Source organism: Acidocella aquatica (genome assembly GCF_030160635.1).
GTDB lineage: Bacteria > Pseudomonadota > Alphaproteobacteria > Acetobacterales > Acetobacteraceae > Acidocella > Acidocella aquatica.
Window position 1 is genome coordinate 1 of the sequence record NZ_BSOS01000005.1, and the last position, 17083, is coordinate 17083.

General features: G+C 62.6%; 18 protein-coding genes. 8 read left to right on the forward strand and 10 right to left on the reverse strand.

The window, feature by feature from the left end:
- Nucleotides 1-286: 286 nt before the first annotated feature.
- On the reverse strand, nt 287-1240 hold the full coding sequence (locus QQJ84_RS00515) for an MYG1 family protein (protein WP_284255925.1): 954 nt from the start codon (nt 1238-1240) through the stop codon (nt 287-289).
- Nucleotides 1241-1459: 219 nt separating this feature from the next.
- Between QQJ84_RS00515 and QQJ84_RS00520 the strand changes: the two genes are divergently transcribed.
- The 6 genes from QQJ84_RS00520 (at nt 1460) to QQJ84_RS00545 (ending at nt 7044) form a co-directional block, all read left to right on the forward strand.
- Nucleotides 1460-2653 carry a cytochrome P450 gene (locus QQJ84_RS00520; protein WP_284255926.1) on the forward strand — a complete coding sequence of 398 codons (1194 nt, stop codon included), beginning with the start codon at nt 1460-1462 and terminating at the stop codon, nt 2651-2653.
- Between the two features lie 14 nt (nt 2654-2667).
- The gene (locus tag QQJ84_RS00525) at nt 2668-2832 is read left to right on the forward strand and encodes a rubredoxin (RefSeq protein WP_284255927.1); all 165 of its coding nucleotides are present in this window, start codon (nt 2668-2670) and stop codon (nt 2830-2832) included.
- A gap of 111 nt (nt 2833-2943) precedes the next feature.
- Nucleotides 2944-4347: an FAD-dependent oxidoreductase gene (locus QQJ84_RS00530; protein ID WP_284255928.1), complete on the forward strand. Its 1404-nt coding sequence runs from the start codon at nt 2944-2946 to the stop codon at nt 4345-4347.
- Nucleotides 4340-5518 (forward strand): 4Fe-4S binding protein, encoded by a 1179-nt coding sequence (locus tag QQJ84_RS00535; protein ID WP_284255929.1) that lies wholly within the window; start codon nt 4340-4342, stop codon nt 5516-5518. Before QQJ84_RS00530 ends, QQJ84_RS00535 begins: the two co-directional genes overlap by 8 nt.
- A gap of 20 nt (nt 5519-5538) precedes the next feature.
- On the forward strand, nt 5539-6387 hold the full coding sequence (locus QQJ84_RS00540) for an SDR family NAD(P)-dependent oxidoreductase (protein ID WP_284255930.1): 849 nt from the start codon (nt 5539-5541) through the stop codon (nt 6385-6387).
- A gap of 9 nt (nt 6388-6396) precedes the next feature.
- Nucleotides 6397-7044, forward strand: coding sequence for a TetR/AcrR family transcriptional regulator (locus tag QQJ84_RS00545; protein ID WP_284255931.1), 648 nt, complete (start codon nt 6397-6399; stop codon nt 7042-7044).
- Nucleotides 7045-7128: 84 nt separating this feature from the next.
- On the opposite strand, the gene QQJ84_RS00550 is transcribed toward QQJ84_RS00545, so the two are convergent.
- From QQJ84_RS00550 to QQJ84_RS00565, 4 genes are all read right to left on the reverse strand, one after another.
- Nucleotides 7129-8523, reverse strand: coding sequence for an aromatic ring-hydroxylating oxygenase subunit alpha (locus QQJ84_RS00550; RefSeq protein ID WP_284255932.1), 1395 nt, complete (start codon nt 8521-8523; stop codon nt 7129-7131).
- 138 nt (nt 8524-8661) lie between these two features.
- Nucleotides 8662-9267, reverse strand: coding sequence for a nuclear transport factor 2 family protein (locus QQJ84_RS00555; RefSeq protein WP_284255933.1), 606 nt, complete (start codon nt 9265-9267; stop codon nt 8662-8664).
- Between the two features lie 106 nt (nt 9268-9373).
- Nucleotides 9374-9610 (reverse strand): hypothetical protein, encoded by a 237-nt coding sequence (locus QQJ84_RS00560; protein ID WP_284255934.1) that lies wholly within the window; start codon nt 9608-9610, stop codon nt 9374-9376.
- Between the two features lie 14 nt (nt 9611-9624).
- Nucleotides 9625-11205, reverse strand: a complete 1581-nt coding sequence (locus tag QQJ84_RS00565) for a phytoene desaturase family protein (RefSeq protein ID WP_284255936.1) — start codon at nt 11203-11205, stop codon at nt 9625-9627.
- A gap of 148 nt (nt 11206-11353) precedes the next feature.
- On the opposite strand from QQJ84_RS00565, the gene QQJ84_RS00570 reads away from it, so the two are divergent.
- Nucleotides 11354-11971, forward strand: a complete 618-nt coding sequence (locus QQJ84_RS00570) for a TetR/AcrR family transcriptional regulator (RefSeq protein WP_284256140.1) — start codon at nt 11354-11356, stop codon at nt 11969-11971.
- Here the strand turns inward: QQJ84_RS00570 and QQJ84_RS00575 are convergent.
- Together QQJ84_RS00575 and QQJ84_RS00580 are read right to left on the reverse strand one after the other, a co-directional pair.
- Nucleotides 11968-12849 (reverse strand): tyrosine-protein phosphatase, encoded by an 882-nt coding sequence (locus QQJ84_RS00575; protein WP_284255937.1) that lies wholly within the window; start codon nt 12847-12849, stop codon nt 11968-11970. The genes QQJ84_RS00570 and QQJ84_RS00575 overlap by 4 nt on opposite strands.
- A gap of 86 nt (nt 12850-12935) precedes the next feature.
- Nucleotides 12936-13742 (reverse strand): SDR family oxidoreductase, encoded by an 807-nt coding sequence (locus QQJ84_RS00580; RefSeq protein ID WP_284255938.1) that lies wholly within the window; start codon nt 13740-13742, stop codon nt 12936-12938.
- 170 nt (nt 13743-13912) lie between these two features.
- On the opposite strand from QQJ84_RS00580, the gene QQJ84_RS00585 reads away from it, so the two are divergent.
- The gene (locus tag QQJ84_RS00585; protein WP_284255939.1) at nt 13913-14311 is read left to right on the forward strand and encodes a putative quinol monooxygenase; all 399 of its coding nucleotides are present in this window, start codon (nt 13913-13915) and stop codon (nt 14309-14311) included.
- Nucleotides 14312-14383: 72 nt separating this feature from the next.
- Here the strand turns inward: QQJ84_RS00585 and QQJ84_RS00590 are convergent, their stop codons facing one another.
- The 3 genes from QQJ84_RS00590 to QQJ84_RS00600 all read right to left on the reverse strand — a co-directional run bounded on the left by QQJ84_RS00590 (nt 14384) and on the right by QQJ84_RS00600 (nt 16893).
- Nucleotides 14384-15265, reverse strand: a complete 882-nt coding sequence (locus tag QQJ84_RS00590; RefSeq protein WP_284255940.1) for an acyl-CoA thioesterase — start codon at nt 15263-15265, stop codon at nt 14384-14386.
- 87 nt (nt 15266-15352) lie between these two features.
- On the reverse strand, nt 15353-15904 hold the full coding sequence (locus QQJ84_RS00595; protein ID WP_284255941.1) for a hypothetical protein: 552 nt from the start codon (nt 15902-15904) through the stop codon (nt 15353-15355).
- The gene (locus QQJ84_RS00600) at nt 15901-16893 is read right to left on the reverse strand and encodes a DUF7064 domain-containing protein (protein WP_284255942.1); all 993 of its coding nucleotides are present in this window, start codon (nt 16891-16893) and stop codon (nt 15901-15903) included. Before QQJ84_RS00600 ends, QQJ84_RS00595 begins: the two co-directional genes overlap by 4 nt.
- Between the last annotated feature and the right edge of the window lie 190 nt (nt 16894-17083).

The following is a 17083-nucleotide window of genomic DNA, read 5'->3' on the forward strand; positions in this document are numbered from 1 at the left end:
AGTCAAAAGCCGATTCGGGAAGCCTAAAAATAACCGAAGTCAATAAAATATGCCAAAGTAGTGCTAGTGTTCTGACTCCAACATTTGTTTCCCGCAGCGTATCTTGTCGAGGATATCTGCAGCTTTCGTAGCCCAGATGAATGGCTTGGGGTGATCGTTGTGCTCGGCGAGGTAGCTGTGGATGGCGTTCTTCAGGTCTGCGAGGCTTAAATTATAAGGATAGGCGCGATTCAGACTTCAAATTGGCTCGCAGGCTCGCAAAGCGGGTCAATCTGAAGTCATCGCGCTAAGCCGCGGCCAGGGCCTTGCGCGCCAGCTCCACCGCGCCGCCGCGGGATTTCGCGGCGCCGACGAAGCGGCGCACATGCACAAACACCGCATCCTCAACGCCGCTTTCCCGCGCCAGTTCTTCGGCCTGAAGTCCCGCCCAGGCTTCAGGCAGGGCGAGCCGCTGCTCGAACGAGCCTGGCTCGGGTGGCACGGTATCGAGCATCCAGTTGCCGTTGGAGGCAGGCGAGACAGCAAAAAGCACCGGCAGGTCATGCGTGAAAACAGCGCTCTTCCAGGGCATGCCGGTCTCCAAAATCAGCAGTCGCGGGTCCTCGCTGCGCTGGTGCGCGGCTAGCACGGCGGTTTCGGCGGCGAGGCGCGCGCGCAGCGACTCAACGCGCCGCCGCAACATGGTGGTAACAAATGCGGTGGCCTCTAAAAAGGCATCGTCCCCCGAGGTTGGCCCGTTTGCCGCCGGATCGTCCCAGGTGGGGTTGAATTCGCCGATAAGCGAGGCCAGACCGAGTGAGTCGCGCTTAACCGGGCCGGTTGCCGATACACCGTTGTCGATCTCGTCGATCCGCAACACCAGCCCGGCGTCAAGCTCGGCGGCGATGGCGGCGGCAAAATCCATGGCCCCGGCGGGGCGGAGCAACGCGCCCACAGCCCGTTCACCATAGACCTGCCAGACCAGCCCGGCGGAGGAGAACGGCGTTCCATCAGCGCGCAACGGCGCGCCGCGCTGGTGGTGGTCAAAGCGATTCCGCGCCGGGTCAAACACGCTGCCGACATCCCAGACGATATCCGCCTGCTCAATCAGCTCGGGCTTGCGCGTGCGCAGCAGCGTGTGGTCGGCGCCTGGCTGGCTCAAATCCATCGCCAGGCGCAGCACGGCGTAGGCGAAAACCTCGTCGCAATGGAACTTGCCGCTATGGGTGGCGAGAACAGGGTGGGGATGGGCGATGCTCATGCGTGATTTCCAGTACGGCCGTTCATGTTGCGCCGCAGCAGCGCGGGCCCGCTTGCCCTACCCCGGCCGGCGGGCCACGTCCATCGTTAACCTCGCCGGCGGCGTGAGCGCAGCCTTGGCGTTCTTGACTACCGAGCGATCATTCTGTAAACAAAAACAGAGCGATCACTCTGTAGTGGTGACCAGATGTGGCTGAACCGCAAACCAGGAGGAAACAAAGTGAATACAGGCAATATACCAGCCCACGTACCGGCCGCGCTGGTGCGCGATTTCAACTATTTTGACATGCGCGGCGAAACCGATCTCTTCCAGCATTTCCATAAATGGCAGGACGGGCCGGATATTTTCTATTCACCCTATTTCGGCGGACACTGGGTGCTGACCCGCTATGACGACATCGAATATGTGCTGAACAACGCTGAGGATTTCTCCAGCCGGTATCAGACCACGCCGCCAAACCCCTCCCTGGTCACGATGATCGAGCACGATGGCCAGCTCCACAAGGATTTCCGCGCCATCCTGCAGCCATTCTTCACGCCGAAGAATATCGGCGCGCTGGAGAAGGTCGCCACCGAGCTTACCGTGTCGCTCATCGAGGGTTTTTACGCCAAGGGCGAATGTGAATTCACCTCCGAATTTGCACTAAAGATGCCGATCATCATCGTCATGAGCCTGTGCGAGCTGCCGCAGGAGGACACCCAATATCTGCTGGAGATCGTGGACAAGCTGACCCGTTCCGGGGACGCTGAACAGCAGGCGGCGGCATTCGGGCATCTGTTTGGCTATCTGGGCGAAAAAATCATCCCCGCCCGCACCGCCAATCCGGGCCGTGACATGATCAGCGCCATCATCACCGGTAAGGTCGATGGCGGGCGCTCACCCACGCCTGAAGAGATTGTGGGCCTGTGCGGCCTGCTCGTCATCGGCGGGCTGGACACGGTGGCCAGCATGCTCGGCTTCATCACCCTGTTCCTGGCCAACAACCCCGCCCATCGGCGGCGGCTGATCGAGGAGCCCGCGATCCTCAACCCCGCCATCGAGGAGATGATGCGCCGCCACCACATCGCCAATGTCGCCCGCGTCGCCGCGCGAGACGTGGAATACAAAGGCATCACCATCAAAAAAGGCGATATCGTGCTGACCGCCACCAGCTTCGCCGGGGTCGATGAGAGGCATTTCCCCAACGCGATGACAGTGGATTTCGACCGCGCGGACAAAAAGAGCCTGGTGTTCGGCCGTGGCCCGCACCAGTGCATCGGCTCCTTCCTGGCCCGCACCGAGCTGCGCGTGTTCCTCACGGAATGGCTGAAACGCATCCCGGATTTCGAGGTCAAGGCAGGGGAGACGCCCATCTCGTTGCCGGGCAAGGCGAACCGCGTGCAATATTTGCCGTTAACCTGGAAAACCGTCTGAGAGGAACCTCCCCGATGAAAAAATACGTCTGCCTGTTCTGCGGCTTTATCTATGATGAAGCCGCCGGCATGCCCGAGCACGGCATCGCCCCCGGCACACGCTGGGAGGACGTGCCCGAGGATTGGGAATGTCCCGATTGCGGCAACCCAAAATCCGCGTTCGTGATGGAAGAGATTTAACCGCTGAAATGCCATCCCGGGCGCTGGCGGGCTCGATACAGTATGCTATAAAATCATGCGTAGGCGTACCGGTGGCTACCCGCCGGAAAAATCAAAATGGGGAAATGCGATATGACCAAGGATTTTGACATCATCATCATCGGCGGCGGCGGCGCGGGTCTGGCCGCGGGCATCATGGCCCGGCGGGCGGGGGCGAGCGTCATGGTGCTGGAGGCCGACACCAAACTGGGCGGCGCCACCGCGCATTCCGCCGCGGTGCTTTATGCGGCGGGCACCAGCACGCAGCGCGAGGCCGGCATCGCCAACGACACGCCGGATGCCATGTTCCATTATGTGATGACGCTGGCGGGCTGGGAGGCCAACCCGCAGAGTATGCGCATCATGTGCGAGCAGAGCGGCCCGGCGCTGGAGTGGCTGCGCACGCTGGGCGTGGTGTTTCCGCCGGATTATCTGGTCTGCTCAGGCGTCGAGGAAGTGCCGCGCGGCCACCCCAGCATCGGCCTGGCTGACGCGCTGATCAATACGGCTGGCGCGGAAGGCGTTGAGGTCGCCTACGGCACGCGGGTGGACAAATTACTGATCGAGAACGGCCGCGTGGTTGGCGTGAGCGCCGATGGCACGGAGCTGCGCGCGGGGGCGGTGATCATCACCACCGGCGGATTTGGCAACAGCCCGGAGATGATCCGTGAATTTTTTCCCACGGCGGCGGCGCATGGTGACTGGACCTATGCCGTGCATTACGCGGCGCCGTTCATCCTGGGCGATGGCATCAAGCTCGGCCAGAGCATCGGCGCGGCGATTGTCGGCAAGGACACCGGCCTGCTGCTGCCGACGAGCGGCCTGGGTAAATGGATCGAGGCGTTTCTTCCCCCCTGGATCATGCTGGTGAACACCAACGGCTTCCGCTTCATGGACGAATCCGCGCCCTACGCGGTCTCCGGCTACCTGCTCAACAGCCAGCACGAGCGCCGCGCCTATGCGGTGTTCGACGAACCAACTTTGGAGGAAGCCAGCCAGGACCTGCGTTTTGCCGATCCCTACCATAGCGGCGCGGCGATGCCGACCTGGGAATACAGCCTGCTGCGCGCCAGCATCGCCAATGGCAAAATTTTCAAGGCCGGTACAATCGCCGAACTCGCGGGCAAGATCGGCGTCGACCCGCTGACACTGGAGACCACCATCGGAAAATACAACGCCGATTGCGACCAGAACCGGGATTCACAGTTCTTCAAGGAAATGCCGAAACGCTTCCCCGTGCGTACCGGGCCGTTCTACGCCCGCGAAGTGCGCGCCAGCGTGATCGGCCAGACCGGCGCGGGGCTGAACGTGAATGAAAAGGCCCAGGTGCTCGACCAGCACGGCAGGCTGATCCCCGGCCTCTACGCGGCGGGCGAAGTGCTGGGCTGCACCGTCGGCAAGCGTTATTCCGGCGGCGGCATGGGCATCTGCAACGCCATGGTGTTCGGCCGCCTGGCCGGCAGCGCGGCGGCGGCGGAGAGCGTGGGGAATGGCTAGCCAAACCGCGGCGATAGACCTGCCCGCGGGAGCGATCAGACAGCATCTGATCGACCCCGCGCTGTGCATCCGCTGCGACACCTGCGAAAGCGCCTGCACCACCGGCGCGATTACCAATGATTCCGTCAATTACGTGGTGAATGCTGAAATCTGCAACGGCTGCCTGGATTGCCTGCCAGGCTGCCCGACCGGGGCAATCGACAATTGGCTGCCCGTGGCGCGGGCCTATTCGGTTGCCGAGCAATACGGCTGGACCGAGCTGCCGCCGCCGTTGGAACTGGGGCTGGCGGCGGCTGTGCCCTCGCCAGCGGGGCGCGGCGCGCCTGCCTCGGCGGCGCTGGCGCGGGAGAATATCTTTACGCGTGAACACCCGCTTCTGGCGGAGGTGGTGGAAAGCCTGCGCCTGACCGTGGCGGAAAGCCCGAGCGAAATTCGCCATGTTGTGCTGGACGCGGGGGCGGATTTTCCGTTTCTGGAAGGTCAGTCCGTGGGCATTATTCCACCCGGGGCAGATGCCCAGGGGCGCCCGCACATCATGCGGCTCTACTCCGTGGCCAGTCCGCGCACCGGCGAGGCCGGGGTGGCGGGCAGGATCGCGCTGACAGTGAAGCGCGTGCTGGAAGACCATGAGGGCGCACCACATGTTGGCGTGTGCTCCAATTTTGTCTGCGGCCTGCGCGCGGGCGGCAAGGTTGAAGTGGTGGGGCCGTATGGCGCCAGCTTCCTGATGCCCGATGACCCCGCCGCGAATTTATTGATGATCGCCACCGGAACCGGGATCGCCCCGATGCGCGCGATGCTGGAGCGGCGCCTGGGCCGCGCCGGGCCTGGCCGGCAGGCGTTGTTCTATGGCGGGCGCACCCCCGGCGAGCTGCCGTATCACGCTGAACTTGCGGCGCTGGCGCAGGGGTTCCTGGATTTAAATCTGGCATTCTCGCGCGTACCCGGGCAGCGAAAGCAATATGTGCAGCAGCTGCTCGGGTTGCGGCACGAGCTGGTCGCGCAAATGCTGGTGGATGGCAACAGCTACATCTATCTGTGCGGGCTCAAAGGCATGGAGGCCGGGGTTCTCGAGGCATTCGCCGCCATCTGCGCGCAACACGGGTTGCCATGGGATAAAATCGGCGCCGAACTGAAAGCCGCGGGCCGGCTGCATATTGAAACATACTGACAATTTAAGGATGGAGTGACATGAACCAGGGATTTGAGCGGACGGTTGTGGTGGTGGGCGCCGCGGGTGGCATCGGCCTGGAAATTGTCCGCCAGCTGCAGGGGCAGGCGCGCGTGCTCGCCGTGGTGCAGAACGCCGAACAGCAGGCGATCGTCTCGTCTCTGTGCGCGCAGAGTTTTACCTGCGACCTGCTGGACACGGACTCCGTGGCGGCAGCGGCTGCCCAGGTGGCGCAACTGGTGCCCGGACCGTTGGACGCCGTGGTGTTCTGCGCCGCGATGCAGCCGGTATCGCCTGTGGAGCTGATCAAGCGCGTTGATATCGAGCGGCTGTTTGCCATCAACGTCTTCAGCACAATGCAATTCGTGCAGGGCATGATCCCGGCGCTGCGGCGCAAACCGGGGCGGATCGTGCTGTTCAGCTCGATGGCCGGGCGCGTCGCGGCGCCGATGCTGGGGGCCTATTCAGCCTCCAAGCACGCGCTTGAGGGCCTGGCCGACACGCTGCGCCTGGAGCTGCGCACCAGCGGGATCACGGTGAGCCTGATCGAACCGGGCGGGGTAAATACCCCGATGGCCGCTGCCCAGCCCGCCCTGGTGGACCAGGCTCTGGCCGCGCTGAGCGAGACGGATGCGGCGCATTACGGCCCCCTGCTGCGCGGCTACAAAACCCTGGCGGCCAAGGCGCTGCGCTTTGCCTCGCGCCCCGGCGATGTGGCCCGCGTGGCGGTGCGCGCCGCAATCGGCCCCAAGCGGCCCAAGGCGCGCTATGCCGCCGGGATGGACGCCAAGCTCACGGTCGCCCTCGGCCATTGGCTGCCCGCGTCCTGGCTGGATGCCCTGCTGGTGAAAATGACGCTGGGGTCTTAATATCGCTTGATGACAGTCACGCATAAGACAGGCAAAGCGGTGGGGGAGGGGCGGCCGGTGCGCCGGCGCGATGGCCCCCTCACTGAAAACAAGATCCTCGCCGCCGCCGAAGAGCTGTTTGCCCGGCATGGGTTCGACGCGGTGAGCACCAGCCAGCTTGCCGCCGCGGCCGGAGTGGCGATCGGCGCGCTCTACCACCACTTCCCGAGCAAGGAGGCCCTTTACGCCGCGGCGATCAAACGCGCCTTCGCCGATAAATCGACCCCGCCGAAGGACATATTGGACTCCACCGAACCGCCCCGGAGGAAATTGACGAGGCTGGTCGCCTGGTTCACCAATAACATGATCCTGGACAGGAGTTTCGGATTGCTGCTGAAGCGCGAACTGCTCGACCCGCGCCCCAGCACGCCGAACCTGATCGATGAGGATCTGTTCAGGAAATCACTCGACCTCACAAAAGACCTGCTGCACCAGCTGGTCCCCGCGGCCAATACCGATGAAGCCGTGGCCTCGATGCTGGCGTTGCTGTTCGGCTTCACCAACCTTAAAGGCATCCAGGCGATCTTGCCTAACGTGCGCAGCATGCTGGCAACGCCTGAAGACATCGCCGAACATATCGTCAGCCTGCTGCTGTACGGGCTGGTGCCGCCGCGGTAGCCGGATAAATTCACGGCGGCCCAGCTCTTTGTTTTGGTATGCAAATTTATCCGATCAAATGACTCCATCTGATCGGATATTGCTCTAACCAAGAACCTTCATCAGCACCTGATGGAAGAATCGGATACGGCTCTCCTGGTAGCGGCCGAGTGTCATCCCTTCAGGATCACCCGGCCAGGTGTGCATGCCCTTTTGCACGAAGGGCATGTTCTCATCATCCTGGTCAAAAATATTGCCCATCGCGCCGATGACTTTCTCGAATTTGTCATCCGGCCCGAGTTTGATCATCTGCGGCGCCGGCGGCCGCGCGCCTTCGTCGGGCGAGCGGATCAGCATCCAGATATCGAAATATGACGTCTCGGGCGAGCTGGAATCCGGCCGGAACACATAGGTGAGCGGCAGACCTTCGCCATACCAGGGGCAGAAATTCGGGAACAGCCAATATTGTATGGAGTCCAGCATCTCAGCGTCCGAGAGCTTGGCGTAATCCGCGTGCGTCAGATCCTTCATGAATTGCCGCCGCCATTGCGCAATCGAGGCACGGTCGGTGATCTCCGGCGGCAGCGTATTCGCCTCATCGGCGCGCAGCGCATTCACCAGAGCCCAGACATGCTCAATGGCGCTTAAAGCGGTGCCACCCTTGAAATGGTTGCTGGGAATGCCGACCGGGGTGATCGACCGGCTGAAGAACGAGCTGCCCTCGTCGTAAACATCATATTGCGTGGCATGCTCCCCCACCGAGGGCAGTGCCTGCGGATGCGTCTGCATCAGATGGTATGCTTCCAGAAAAGCCTCCATCGTCACCTTCCAGTTGGCGTTGATGCGCTTTTGCACATGCCAGATGGCAAATCGCTTATCCAGCGGCCAGTTCTTGAAATGCTCCGGCATGGAGCCGAGGTGCCTGGCCAGCGGCGCCGCGTTCTTGTCCGGGTTGATGAAAATAAACCCGCCCCAGGTATCCACCAGAACCTCGCGCAGGGAATATTTCTCCGGGTCGACATCCGGGAAATCCCACGCGCCGGGATAGTAGGCGAGCTTGCCGTTAATATCCCAGGTCCAGGAATGATACCCGCATTTGAAATGCTTGGCCTCCTTGCCGTCATGGTCCACGAGGCAGCGGCCGCGGTGCAGGCACACATTCCAGAATGCCTTGAACGTGCTTGGCGTGTTGCGCACAATCAGAAAATTCATATTGGCGACACGGTAGACGAAATGGTCGCCCGCGTTGGGCACTTCTTCCTCGCGGCAGGCAACCTGCCAGGTCCGCTTCCAGACCTTCTCAACCTCCTGGTCATGAAACGCCTGCGAAGTATAACGCTGCGGCGGAATTTTCGCCGTGCCGAGGTTGGGCGCGGACTCGCCGCGCAGCGTTGGCGGTAGCGGCTTTGAATCCGCGGCGGCCAGATCGCGCCAGTTGGGCGCGAGCGCGGTGCCTAGCCCGCGCTGAAACTCGTTAAACTCTTTTTGCACATTATCCATAGCCGGCTCCTGATGATTTTTTGCGGCACCGCCGTGACGCGCGTGAGATGGCGGCAAACAATCTGGCTTCAGGAGAGGAGCCGGTCATTGATCTGGATCAAATGGTATGCTCGCAACCGGTATGTATACGACCTATATTCAGGGCGTTTTTGGCAACACGTTCATATACACCGGGTCCTGCCGGTCACGCCGGCCGGGCAGGTTAAAATGCGCGAGATGGCCTTGCTGCGTAATGCGCGTGGAGGGCTGGCAGATATTCCACTCATTGGTGATCCTTCGGCGCAGAATCTTCCATTTGCCGTCGCGCTTCTCGAACAGGTCGATATACCGCCCGCCGCAGATATAATCCTGGGGAGAGTCGATCGTGCCCTTGGCCACCTGCGCCTCGGCATAGGCGGGGCCAAAAAATCCGGTCACGGCATCAAGCCCGCCGTGGCATAGCTGATACGCCTGATAATAGCTCTCGGCGGTGGCAAAATTGCCCTCGATCTCAATGGCCGAATGCGTGACGGTATGCATGCCGTCGATGAGAACCTCGGCCAGGCTGACCATGATCATATCGGCGAATTCATGCGCCGGGCCTGAGAACACGCCATGATCGTCGGTGCCGTCCGGGTGGTAGATCGATTTGAGCAGCTCGGCGTCCAGCCGGTCGATCGCGCGGCAATACAGGCTGAGAATTTGCTCAATTTCCTGGCGGTCCAGCACCAGTTGCAGTTTCGCCTCGTTCGCGCTCTGGGTCATTGCTTCCTCCGGTCATATCCGCGCGCAGGCTAACCGGCCAAGGAGAAAGGATCAAGGCATATGGTATATAAAGTTACGATATAACGGCGGCGTCTGGCGCCGTGCATCAGAACGGCGGCTGCGCGGGCGGCGCTGCCTTGGTCTTGCGAAACAGCATGCCGGCCGCGAACAACACGGTCTTGAAGTCGAGCAGCTTGAGCGCCGCGCGCAGCTGGTCGGGCGTCAACACGGCATGCACCGGCATCGCCCCCATGATCGTGCCTTCAATAATCAAATTACCTTCCTCGCGGCTAAAGCCCGAGACTTCCATCAGTTCCATGCCATCGCTGGTTTTGAGTTTCATGATCCGTCTCCGGGTTAGATGGCGATAAAGCCGCGTTTGAGGTCGATCTTAAGGTCCTGGAACAAGGCAACGGCGGTCGCCCGCCCGCCAAGTGTCACCGCCCCGCCGGGATGCATGAACGGACCGGAGAGATACAGCCCCTCCACCCCCGGCACGCGGTAGCGCGCCAGTTCGGGGATCGGGCGGCGGCCCAAAATCGTCGCGGCCGATCCGCCGATGCCAAAAATATCGCCCAGCATCATGCTGTTGGAGTGGCGATGATGCGTCAGCGGCGTTTCCACATGGCGGGCGATGATGTTGCTGTCATCCAAGTTCGTGCAGTATTTCTTGGTCTCGTTCCACACCGCGTCCGCCACTTCCGCCTGCCGCTCGGCCCAGGCCTCGATCCCGCCATTGGCCCATTCGCGCGGCCCGAAATGATACAGATACATCGCCGCCTGCCCAGCCGGTGCGCGCGATGGATCTTTGTTGGTGTTAACGATCACCAGCGGGCTCAGCTGGTCCAGGTTCATGCCGCCCATGATGTAGTTATGGAACTGCTCGCGGCAGGCGCGCACATCCTTGTGCATCAGCTCGACGCAGAGCACGTCCTTATACTGCGGCCCGGCCTTGTATTCCGGCGCATGGGTCAGGGCAATCTGCTGGTTGATGGCGCCGTGGTCACTGAGCTTGGTCTGGCGCGCGGCCTTGATGATATCTTCCGGGATGCCCGTGATATAGTCGCCCAGGCGCCAGGGGTGGATGCTGGCGATCACCGCGTCGCGCGCGGTGAGGATTTCACCATCCATCATTTCCACGCCGGTGGCGCGTCCGCCCGAGACGATGACGCGTTTGACCTCGGCATTGGTGCGCACCTCGCCGCCGAATTCCTGCAGCGAGCCGATCAGCGCGTTGGTGAGGTTCTTGCTCCCGCCCTTTACGCAACCAGCCTCATAGCTGTGCGACATGCCGAGCAACATATGAAAGGTGATGCCGGTGCCCTTGGTTTCCGGGTTCATCATCATCTCGCCACACCACTTCATGAAGTGCAGCTTCAGCTCGATGCTCTCGAAATTATCTTCCAGCACATCATAAACGCTGCTGAGCAGCGAGGTGACGAGGCGGCGGCCGCTGGGGCTTTGCTCCAGCATGGCCACAAAGCCGCCGAAGGGCAGTGGCGGGGCGGCCATGCTGCGCGAGAGCAGCGGCAGCAGCGCCATCGCATCGGTGGCGATCTTACGGTAGGTTTCCGCATCGCGGGTGGAGAAATGCGCGATGGCCTCACAGGTTTTATCCAGGCTCTGGTAGCTGATCAGGCCGGTACCGTCCTCGAATACGCTGGCGAAACTGGCCTCAAAGGGCACCAGCTCATAGCCATGCTTGGCCAGAGGCAGTTCACCATGGCTGATCGCGGGGTTGGGCAGACAGGCAACCAGCCCGGTCGCGTGCGGGTCATGCGTGAAACCGGGCGCGATGTTGATGGACACCACCCCACCCCCGCACTGGCTGTTTTTTTCCAGCACCAGAACTTTTTTCCCCGCCTTGGCCATATAGGCCGCCGCTGTCAGCGAGTTGCTGCCGCCGCCGACGACAAGAATATCATATGTTCCGCTCACTTTGTTTCTCCCGCAATCAGCGCCTTTGGGTCGCCGTCCGGGTACAGCCCCGGCATTAATTCAACGCTTGTTTATTTATCCGGGTGGCGTATTCAGTGTCAAGCGATATTATCAGCCGATGCATAAGGGAGAGAGCGATTTGGCGCCGGTGAAGGAAACAAAACGGCGCGGGCGTCCGGCCAAGGCGGCGGCGCTGCGTTCGGACCAGATCTTGCCGGCGGCGCTGGCGGCCTTCGCGCACCATGGCTTCGAGGGCGCCAACCTGCGCCAGATCGCGGTGGAGGCCGGCATCGACGTCTCCCTCATCGCCCACCGGTATGGCTCCAAGCTGGAACTATGGAAGGCGGTGGTTGACGATCTGGCCGCCAGATTCCTGCGCGAATTGCCGGAAATCGCCGAGCACGGCCCGGCGCTGCACAATGTCATGGAGCAATTGATCGACCTGGTCTGCGATACCCCGCAGCTTTCGATGTTCCTGGTCAAGGAAGTGGCGCAGCAGGGCGAACGGTTCGAGTATTTCTACGAACGGCTGATCCGCCCGGTGCATGATTTTTTCCTGCCATTGATCCGCACGGCGCCGCCCGAACCGATGGCCGAACCGATAGATCCTGATTTCTTCTTCTTTTCCCTCACCGGCTCGATCGCGATTTCCGTGGTGATGCGCCCATTTATCGGCCGGTTCTCAAATGCCGCGCAAGACGAATCACAGTTCCGCCGCGAGCTGAAGCGCACCCTGTTACAGAACAAGGGGCTTGGCCTGGGTTAACTTACCAACAGGCGTGCGCGCAGACGCTGTTGCGTGGCGTGGTCCAGCCCGAGGCCGTTCTCGAAATAACCCGTCATGCCGCCGAAAGCCGTGGTGGCCGTGTTGAAGGCGGCATGCAAATATTCAGCTCTGGCGCCAAACAGGTCGCGGGCGATCGCCGGGTCGCCGCCCTGATCGGTGAAGCGCGTGATATAGGCCTGATATTCGGGGAGAATATACTCGTTGGTCCGCAAATAATCCTGATACACCGTATCCACCGGCACCCCGAGCAAGGTGAGCAGCGCGGCGGCGGCCCAGCCGGTGCGGTCCTTGCCCGCGGTGCAATGGAACAGTTGCGGCCCCGCGCCATCGCTCAGCGCCAGGAACAAGGCGCGGTATGATTGGCGCGCGCTCGGCAGCATGACGAACTGCCGGTAGGTCTGCACCCCGAACGCGGCCATCTTGCCGTTGCCCAGCGCCGCATTGGCCTGCTTTGGCGTGGCCAGCAGCGTGGTGATGTTGGCGGGGATGCCCCCCTTGGCGTCTGCCAGCACATTGAGCCAGATCTCCGCCGTGCCGGGGGGCAATTCGTCAGGCCGTTGTGCGCGTTCGGGCTGGGTGCGCAGGTCGAACACCTGGGCAAGGTCCAGCGCCGCCAGTTTCGGTATATCCTGGGCCGCAACAGGATCCAGTTTTTCCGAGCGGTAGACAAGACCGCGGCGCACGTTTCCTTGAGGCGCCGCATAGCCGCCGAGGTCGCGCAGATTGGGGACCGAGGCGAGCCCAAGACTACTGCCCGGCGCCGCGGCAACCTGCGCCATGGCGATGAAACGCCGGCCGGAGGGCAGCCCCGCCAAGCCAAGCGGCGCGGCGGCGGTAAGCAGGTCACGTCTCTTCATAGGGCAATCCTGAGCCGGGAGTCAGAAAACTGATAAATGACTTTCTACCAGGACAGACCTAGAGAAATTATGACGGTTCGATGACTTCAGGCCGGGGCGCCAAACGCGGCGAGCTGTTCGTGCTGAATGCCTTCAATCACCTCGCGGAATTCAGGATGCGTGAAAATATAGAATTCGCCGGATTTAACCGCCCGCGCCACGCTGGCACCGATCTCATCCGGCGCCATGCCCTTCGCCAGCGCGGCGGCAAAAGCGGCGGTGTCCGTGGCATCGCGGCTCGCATCGGGTAAATGCTGTTGCGAGGTGGCGGCCAGCCGCGTGGCGGCATAGCCGGGGCAAAGCACCGAAATGCCGATGCGGCTGCCTTCCAGCTCCGCCCGCAGGCTCTGCGCCAGGGCCAGGGCCGCGAATTTCGAGGCGCTATAGGCGGCGGTCTGCGCGGTGGCGAGCAGCCCGGCCATGGAGACGGTGTTGACGATATGCGCCTCCTCGCCGCTGGCGCGCATTTCCGGCAAAAAGATGCGCAGCGCGTGCAGATGCGCGTCCAGATTGATGCCAAACAGCCAGCGCCAGGTCTGCGGGTCGATATCCTCCACCGGCCCGCCGGCGGCGAACACCCCGGCATTGTTGCAGAGGATACGCACCGGGCCGAAAACCTGCTCCGCTTGTGCCTTCGCGCGGGGCCAGGCGGCCGGGTCGGCCACATCAAAACTCAGCGCCAGGGTTTGCGCGCCGTCCGCCGCCAGGGCGGCCGCGGATTTTTCCACCTCGGCGGTGTCGATATCCGCGAGCACAACCCGCGCCCCCTCCCGCGCCAGGGCCCTGGCGATGCCCAGGCCGATACCGCCAGCGGCACCGGTGATGAACGCGGTTTTGTTTTGAATATCGAGCATCAGCGTCTCCGTGGGGCTTTATTTCTTGGCGGTCATCCTACCGCGCCCGCTTGCATCTAGCCAGTCGTAATTATGCGTATTATCATCATGCCCACCACAACAAACGCCTGAAACGGGCGTCCCGGCGGATAAAACCCCGCTCTGACTGCTCATACCCAAGGAGAAACCCCATGCCCGCGCCTATTGTCACCCACGCCAACGCCTTTGTCTCCCGCTGGAGCGTAAAGCCCGAAAAACGCGAGGAATTCATCGCCGCCTTCAACGCATTGTGGCAAGGTGCCGCGGACCAGATGGCCGAAGTCACCAACTTCGTCTTCTATGGCTGGGGCCGCGATGAAAACGAGTTCGTCGCCATCGAATCATGGAAAAGCGAGGAAATCGTCGCCATGGTCCGCCAGTCCGAAGGCTTTAAAACCGCCGTCACCCACCTCCTCAGCTGCTCCAGCAAGCCAATGGTCATGGAAGTCTACAGCCCCTGGGAAGGTGCGCGCAGCGTGTTCGACATCTACCCAGCCGGCCCCTCCCAAGTGCACCCCGCCTCCGGCGCCATCAACGCCGTCTTCGTGTGAACGGGAGCTGGTAAAGGGAGGCAAGGCCAGGGGGCGCCGCCCCTTGGCCTCACTTCCTCCTATCATCTCAGTTCAGCCGCGAGGCGTTTGCAGGCCCTCCTGGGCGGTGGAGGCGATGAGATTGCCCTGGCGGTCGTAGATGAGGCCGCGGGAGAGGTTGACGCCGTTACGCGCGTTGGGGCTTTCGGTGTCGTAGAGCAGCCATTCGTCGGCGCGGGCGGGGCGGTGGAACCACATGGCGTGGTCCAGGCTGGCGACCTCGAAATGTTCGTCAAGGAAGACCGAGCGGTGCGGGGCGAGGGCCGCCGCGATCAGGAAGTAGTCCGAGAGGTAAGCGAGAACCTGCTGGTGCGCCTGTGGGTTATCCGTGCTGGCGGCGCTGGGCACGCGAACCCAGAAGCGTATGCGCGGGGCGTCCGCGCGTTGCATCACAGCGCGGCCAGCCACCGGGCGGACCTCGATGGGGTAGGTGTGCGACAGCCGGGTGAGGCCGGTCGGCAGTTCGACGCCGCTGGCCCGGGCGATATCGGCGAGGCTTTCCAATTCCTCAGGCGGCGGCGCGGCGGGGGCAGCGGTCTGGTGTTCGAAGCCCGGCTGCGGGTGGAAGAACGAGCAGCTCAGCACAAAAATGGTTTTGCCGTTTTGCGTGGCGATAACGCGGCGGGTGGCGAACCGGCGGCCGTCGCGCGCGCGTTCCACCGCGAAGGCCACGCGCGCGCCGACGGTGCCCGCGCGCAGGAAGTAGGCGTGCAGCGAGTGCATGGTGAGACCGGTAACGGTTGCCGCCGCCGCGGCCGCCGCCTGTCCCAGAACCTGGCCGCCAAACAGGTGGCCGTTGAGGTTGATCTGGTTATAGCGGCTTATGAACACGTCGCCACCGGCCGGCTCGAGGTCCAGCAGGGCGAGGACATTCTGTTCAGTCCAGGGCAGGGGGGCTTCGTTGATCGAGGTCATGTAATCAGCTGGTTTCCATTCATGCTGGCCCGCTATAACTGATACCCGCCGCCGGCGGCCAGTGATCGCCCGGCTGCGGCAAAATGATCAGGCCGCGCGGCGCGGCAGGGCCAGCAGCGCCAGCGAGAGGATGACGGGCAGGAAGCCGAGCGCATAGCCAAGCACGGGCACAAGCGCCCCGCCGGACTGGCGCAGCCCCAGCGCGAGATAAACAGCCGCGGCGGCAGCACCCAGGCCGCAAAGCGCGCGCATCAGCGCGGGCAGGCGCATTGGCGCCGGGGCGGTGGCGCCGGGCGCGTGGCGGCCGAGGAAGAAGCGGGACCAGTCACTATCGGCCTGATACGCGGCGCGCAACACATAAGCCGCGATGACGATATTCCCCCACCAGGCTGCCATCCACACCCAGGCGACGGTATTCAGCACCCGCCCGCCTCGTTCACGGAAAATCACCCACGACATGGTAAGCACCAGCCCCATCACCAGATCGTTGTTGATGAAAGTCTGCCAGGGGTCGCGCGCCCCCGCGAGAAACGTGTCGAACCCAACCCCGTGTCCCATGCCGCTGTTGAGGCTGACGTTCAGCACATTGCCGCACATAATCAGGAACACGAGCCCAGCGATGATTTTCACCGTTTTCATGGCTGCGTCATCCGGTAGACGTATTCGTTCCACTGCACTTCCTGCGAGTCGCCATAACCCTTGCGCCCGTTCCAGTCCCATTCCACCAGCCCGAGGTGGCAGTTCATGTTGGACCAGCCCGACCAGGCGGTCTGCGCGATGATCCTGCCGGTCATCCGGTAGACCTCGCCCGCGCTGTCCGTGAACTCATATTCATGGTTCAGCGGGCGGCAGAGCGGAAATTCGCGCCGCGTGATCTTGCTCGCGCTCACAATGCGGCGCTGCTCGCCCTTCACCACCACCCAGCCGTCGTTGAAAATGCGGGCAGGGGCCTGCATGCGCCCGGCCCAGTCCGGGTTGCGGCCCGGATCGTCATGCGCGCCCACATTAAAGGCGAAATCGGCGCCGAACGTGCCGGTCACCCAGGTATAGGGCGGCACCGGCGCATGGCTTTCCGGGCGTGGCTCGGCCCAGGAGCGGTCGCGCACCGCGTGGCAGTCCACGGCATATTCCTTGCCACGCAGCAACAGCCGCCCGGTGACATGCATCACCTGCTCGAAATGCTTGTTGTTGGCGCGCATGACCGGCACGCCAGCGGCCTTCAGCTCCACATCCACGGCGCTCTGCCGGCTGGGGTCGTCAAAGGTGAGCCGCAGATGCTCCAGCGGTTTCAGCGCCCGCACCCGCAGCCCGTTGGGCAGCGCGATATCATCGCCCGCGCCGACCACGGCGCTCGACATATAGTCGCGCATCTCGAACACCTCGCAGCCGAGATGGCTGGTCTTGATCCCCTGGTAGATGAACAACCCGCCGGTGACGACTTTAAGGTTGGGATGTACCCAGCAATAGGCGTAGCAGTTGATCGCGGCTTCCGGCACATGAAAGTTCCAGAACCACGTCTCGGTGAGCGAGTCTTCCGGCCCGCCGGTGCCGTGGAATAATTCGTCAACCGCCTGGTGCGTGCCAAAGCCGCCGCCAAGGTTGCTGTTCCAGTCGGTATCGTTGGCCATGGTGTCCCCGCTGTTTGCTTAAGGTCGCTTATATACGGTACGCTAGACCTCCGTTAGCCGCCGGGCAAGAGTTGAAAATGCAAATTGCGGAACGCCAATCTCCGCTTGCGGATTGCCGGGAAATATAGTTAGCTAGCAACTGATAAATTATATGTACGAAACCGGACGTGATTCCATAAACCCGGGCAGG

Bases quoted from the DNA above. Each gene is read 5' to 3' on its own strand.
- QQJ84_RS00530 (WP_284255928.1), top strand. From the start codon at position 2,944: ATGACCAAGGATTTTGACATCATCATCATCGGCGGCGGCGGCGCGGGT.
- QQJ84_RS00545 (WP_284255931.1), top strand. From the start codon at position 6,397: ATGACAGTCACGCATAAGACAGGCAAAGCGGTGGGGGAGGGGCGGCCG.
- QQJ84_RS00535 (WP_284255929.1), top strand. From the start codon at position 4,340: ATGGCTAGCCAAACCGCGGCGATAGACCTGCCCGCGGGAGCGATCAGA.
- QQJ84_RS00580 (WP_284255938.1), bottom strand. From the start codon at position 13,742: ATGCTCGATATTCAAAACAAAACCGCGTTCATCACCGGTGCCGCTGGC.
- QQJ84_RS00525 (WP_284255927.1), top strand. From the start codon at position 2,668: ATGAAAAAATACGTCTGCCTGTTCTGCGGCTTTATCTATGATGAAGCC.
- QQJ84_RS00585 (WP_284255939.1), top strand. From the start codon at position 13,913: ATGCCCGCGCCTATTGTCACCCACGCCAACGCCTTTGTCTCCCGCTGG.
- QQJ84_RS00590 (WP_284255940.1), bottom strand. From the start codon at position 15,265: ATGACCTCGATCAACGAAGCCCCCCTGCCCTGGACTGAACAGAATGTC.
- QQJ84_RS00515 (WP_284255925.1), bottom strand. From the start codon at position 1,240: ATGAGCATCGCCCATCCCCACCCTGTTCTCGCCACCCATAGCGGCAAG.
- QQJ84_RS00550 (WP_284255932.1), bottom strand. From the start codon at position 8,523: ATGGATAATGTGCAAAAAGAGTTTAACGAGTTTCAGCGCGGGCTAGGC.
- QQJ84_RS00595 (WP_284255941.1), bottom strand. From the start codon at position 15,904: ATGAAAACGGTGAAAATCATCGCTGGGCTCGTGTTCCTGATTATGTGC.
- QQJ84_RS00555 (WP_284255933.1), bottom strand. From the start codon at position 9,267: ATGACCCAGAGCGCGAACGAGGCGAAACTGCAACTGGTGCTGGACCGC.
- QQJ84_RS00560 (WP_284255934.1), bottom strand. From the start codon at position 9,610: ATGAAACTCAAAACCAGCGATGGCATGGAACTGATGGAAGTCTCGGGC.
- QQJ84_RS00600 (WP_284255942.1), bottom strand. From the start codon at position 16,893: ATGGCCAACGATACCGACTGGAACAGCAACCTTGGCGGCGGCTTTGGC.
- QQJ84_RS00540 (WP_284255930.1), top strand. From the start codon at position 5,539: ATGAACCAGGGATTTGAGCGGACGGTTGTGGTGGTGGGCGCCGCGGGT.
- QQJ84_RS00575 (WP_284255937.1), bottom strand. From the start codon at position 12,849: ATGAAGAGACGTGACCTGCTTACCGCCGCCGCGCCGCTTGGCTTGGCG.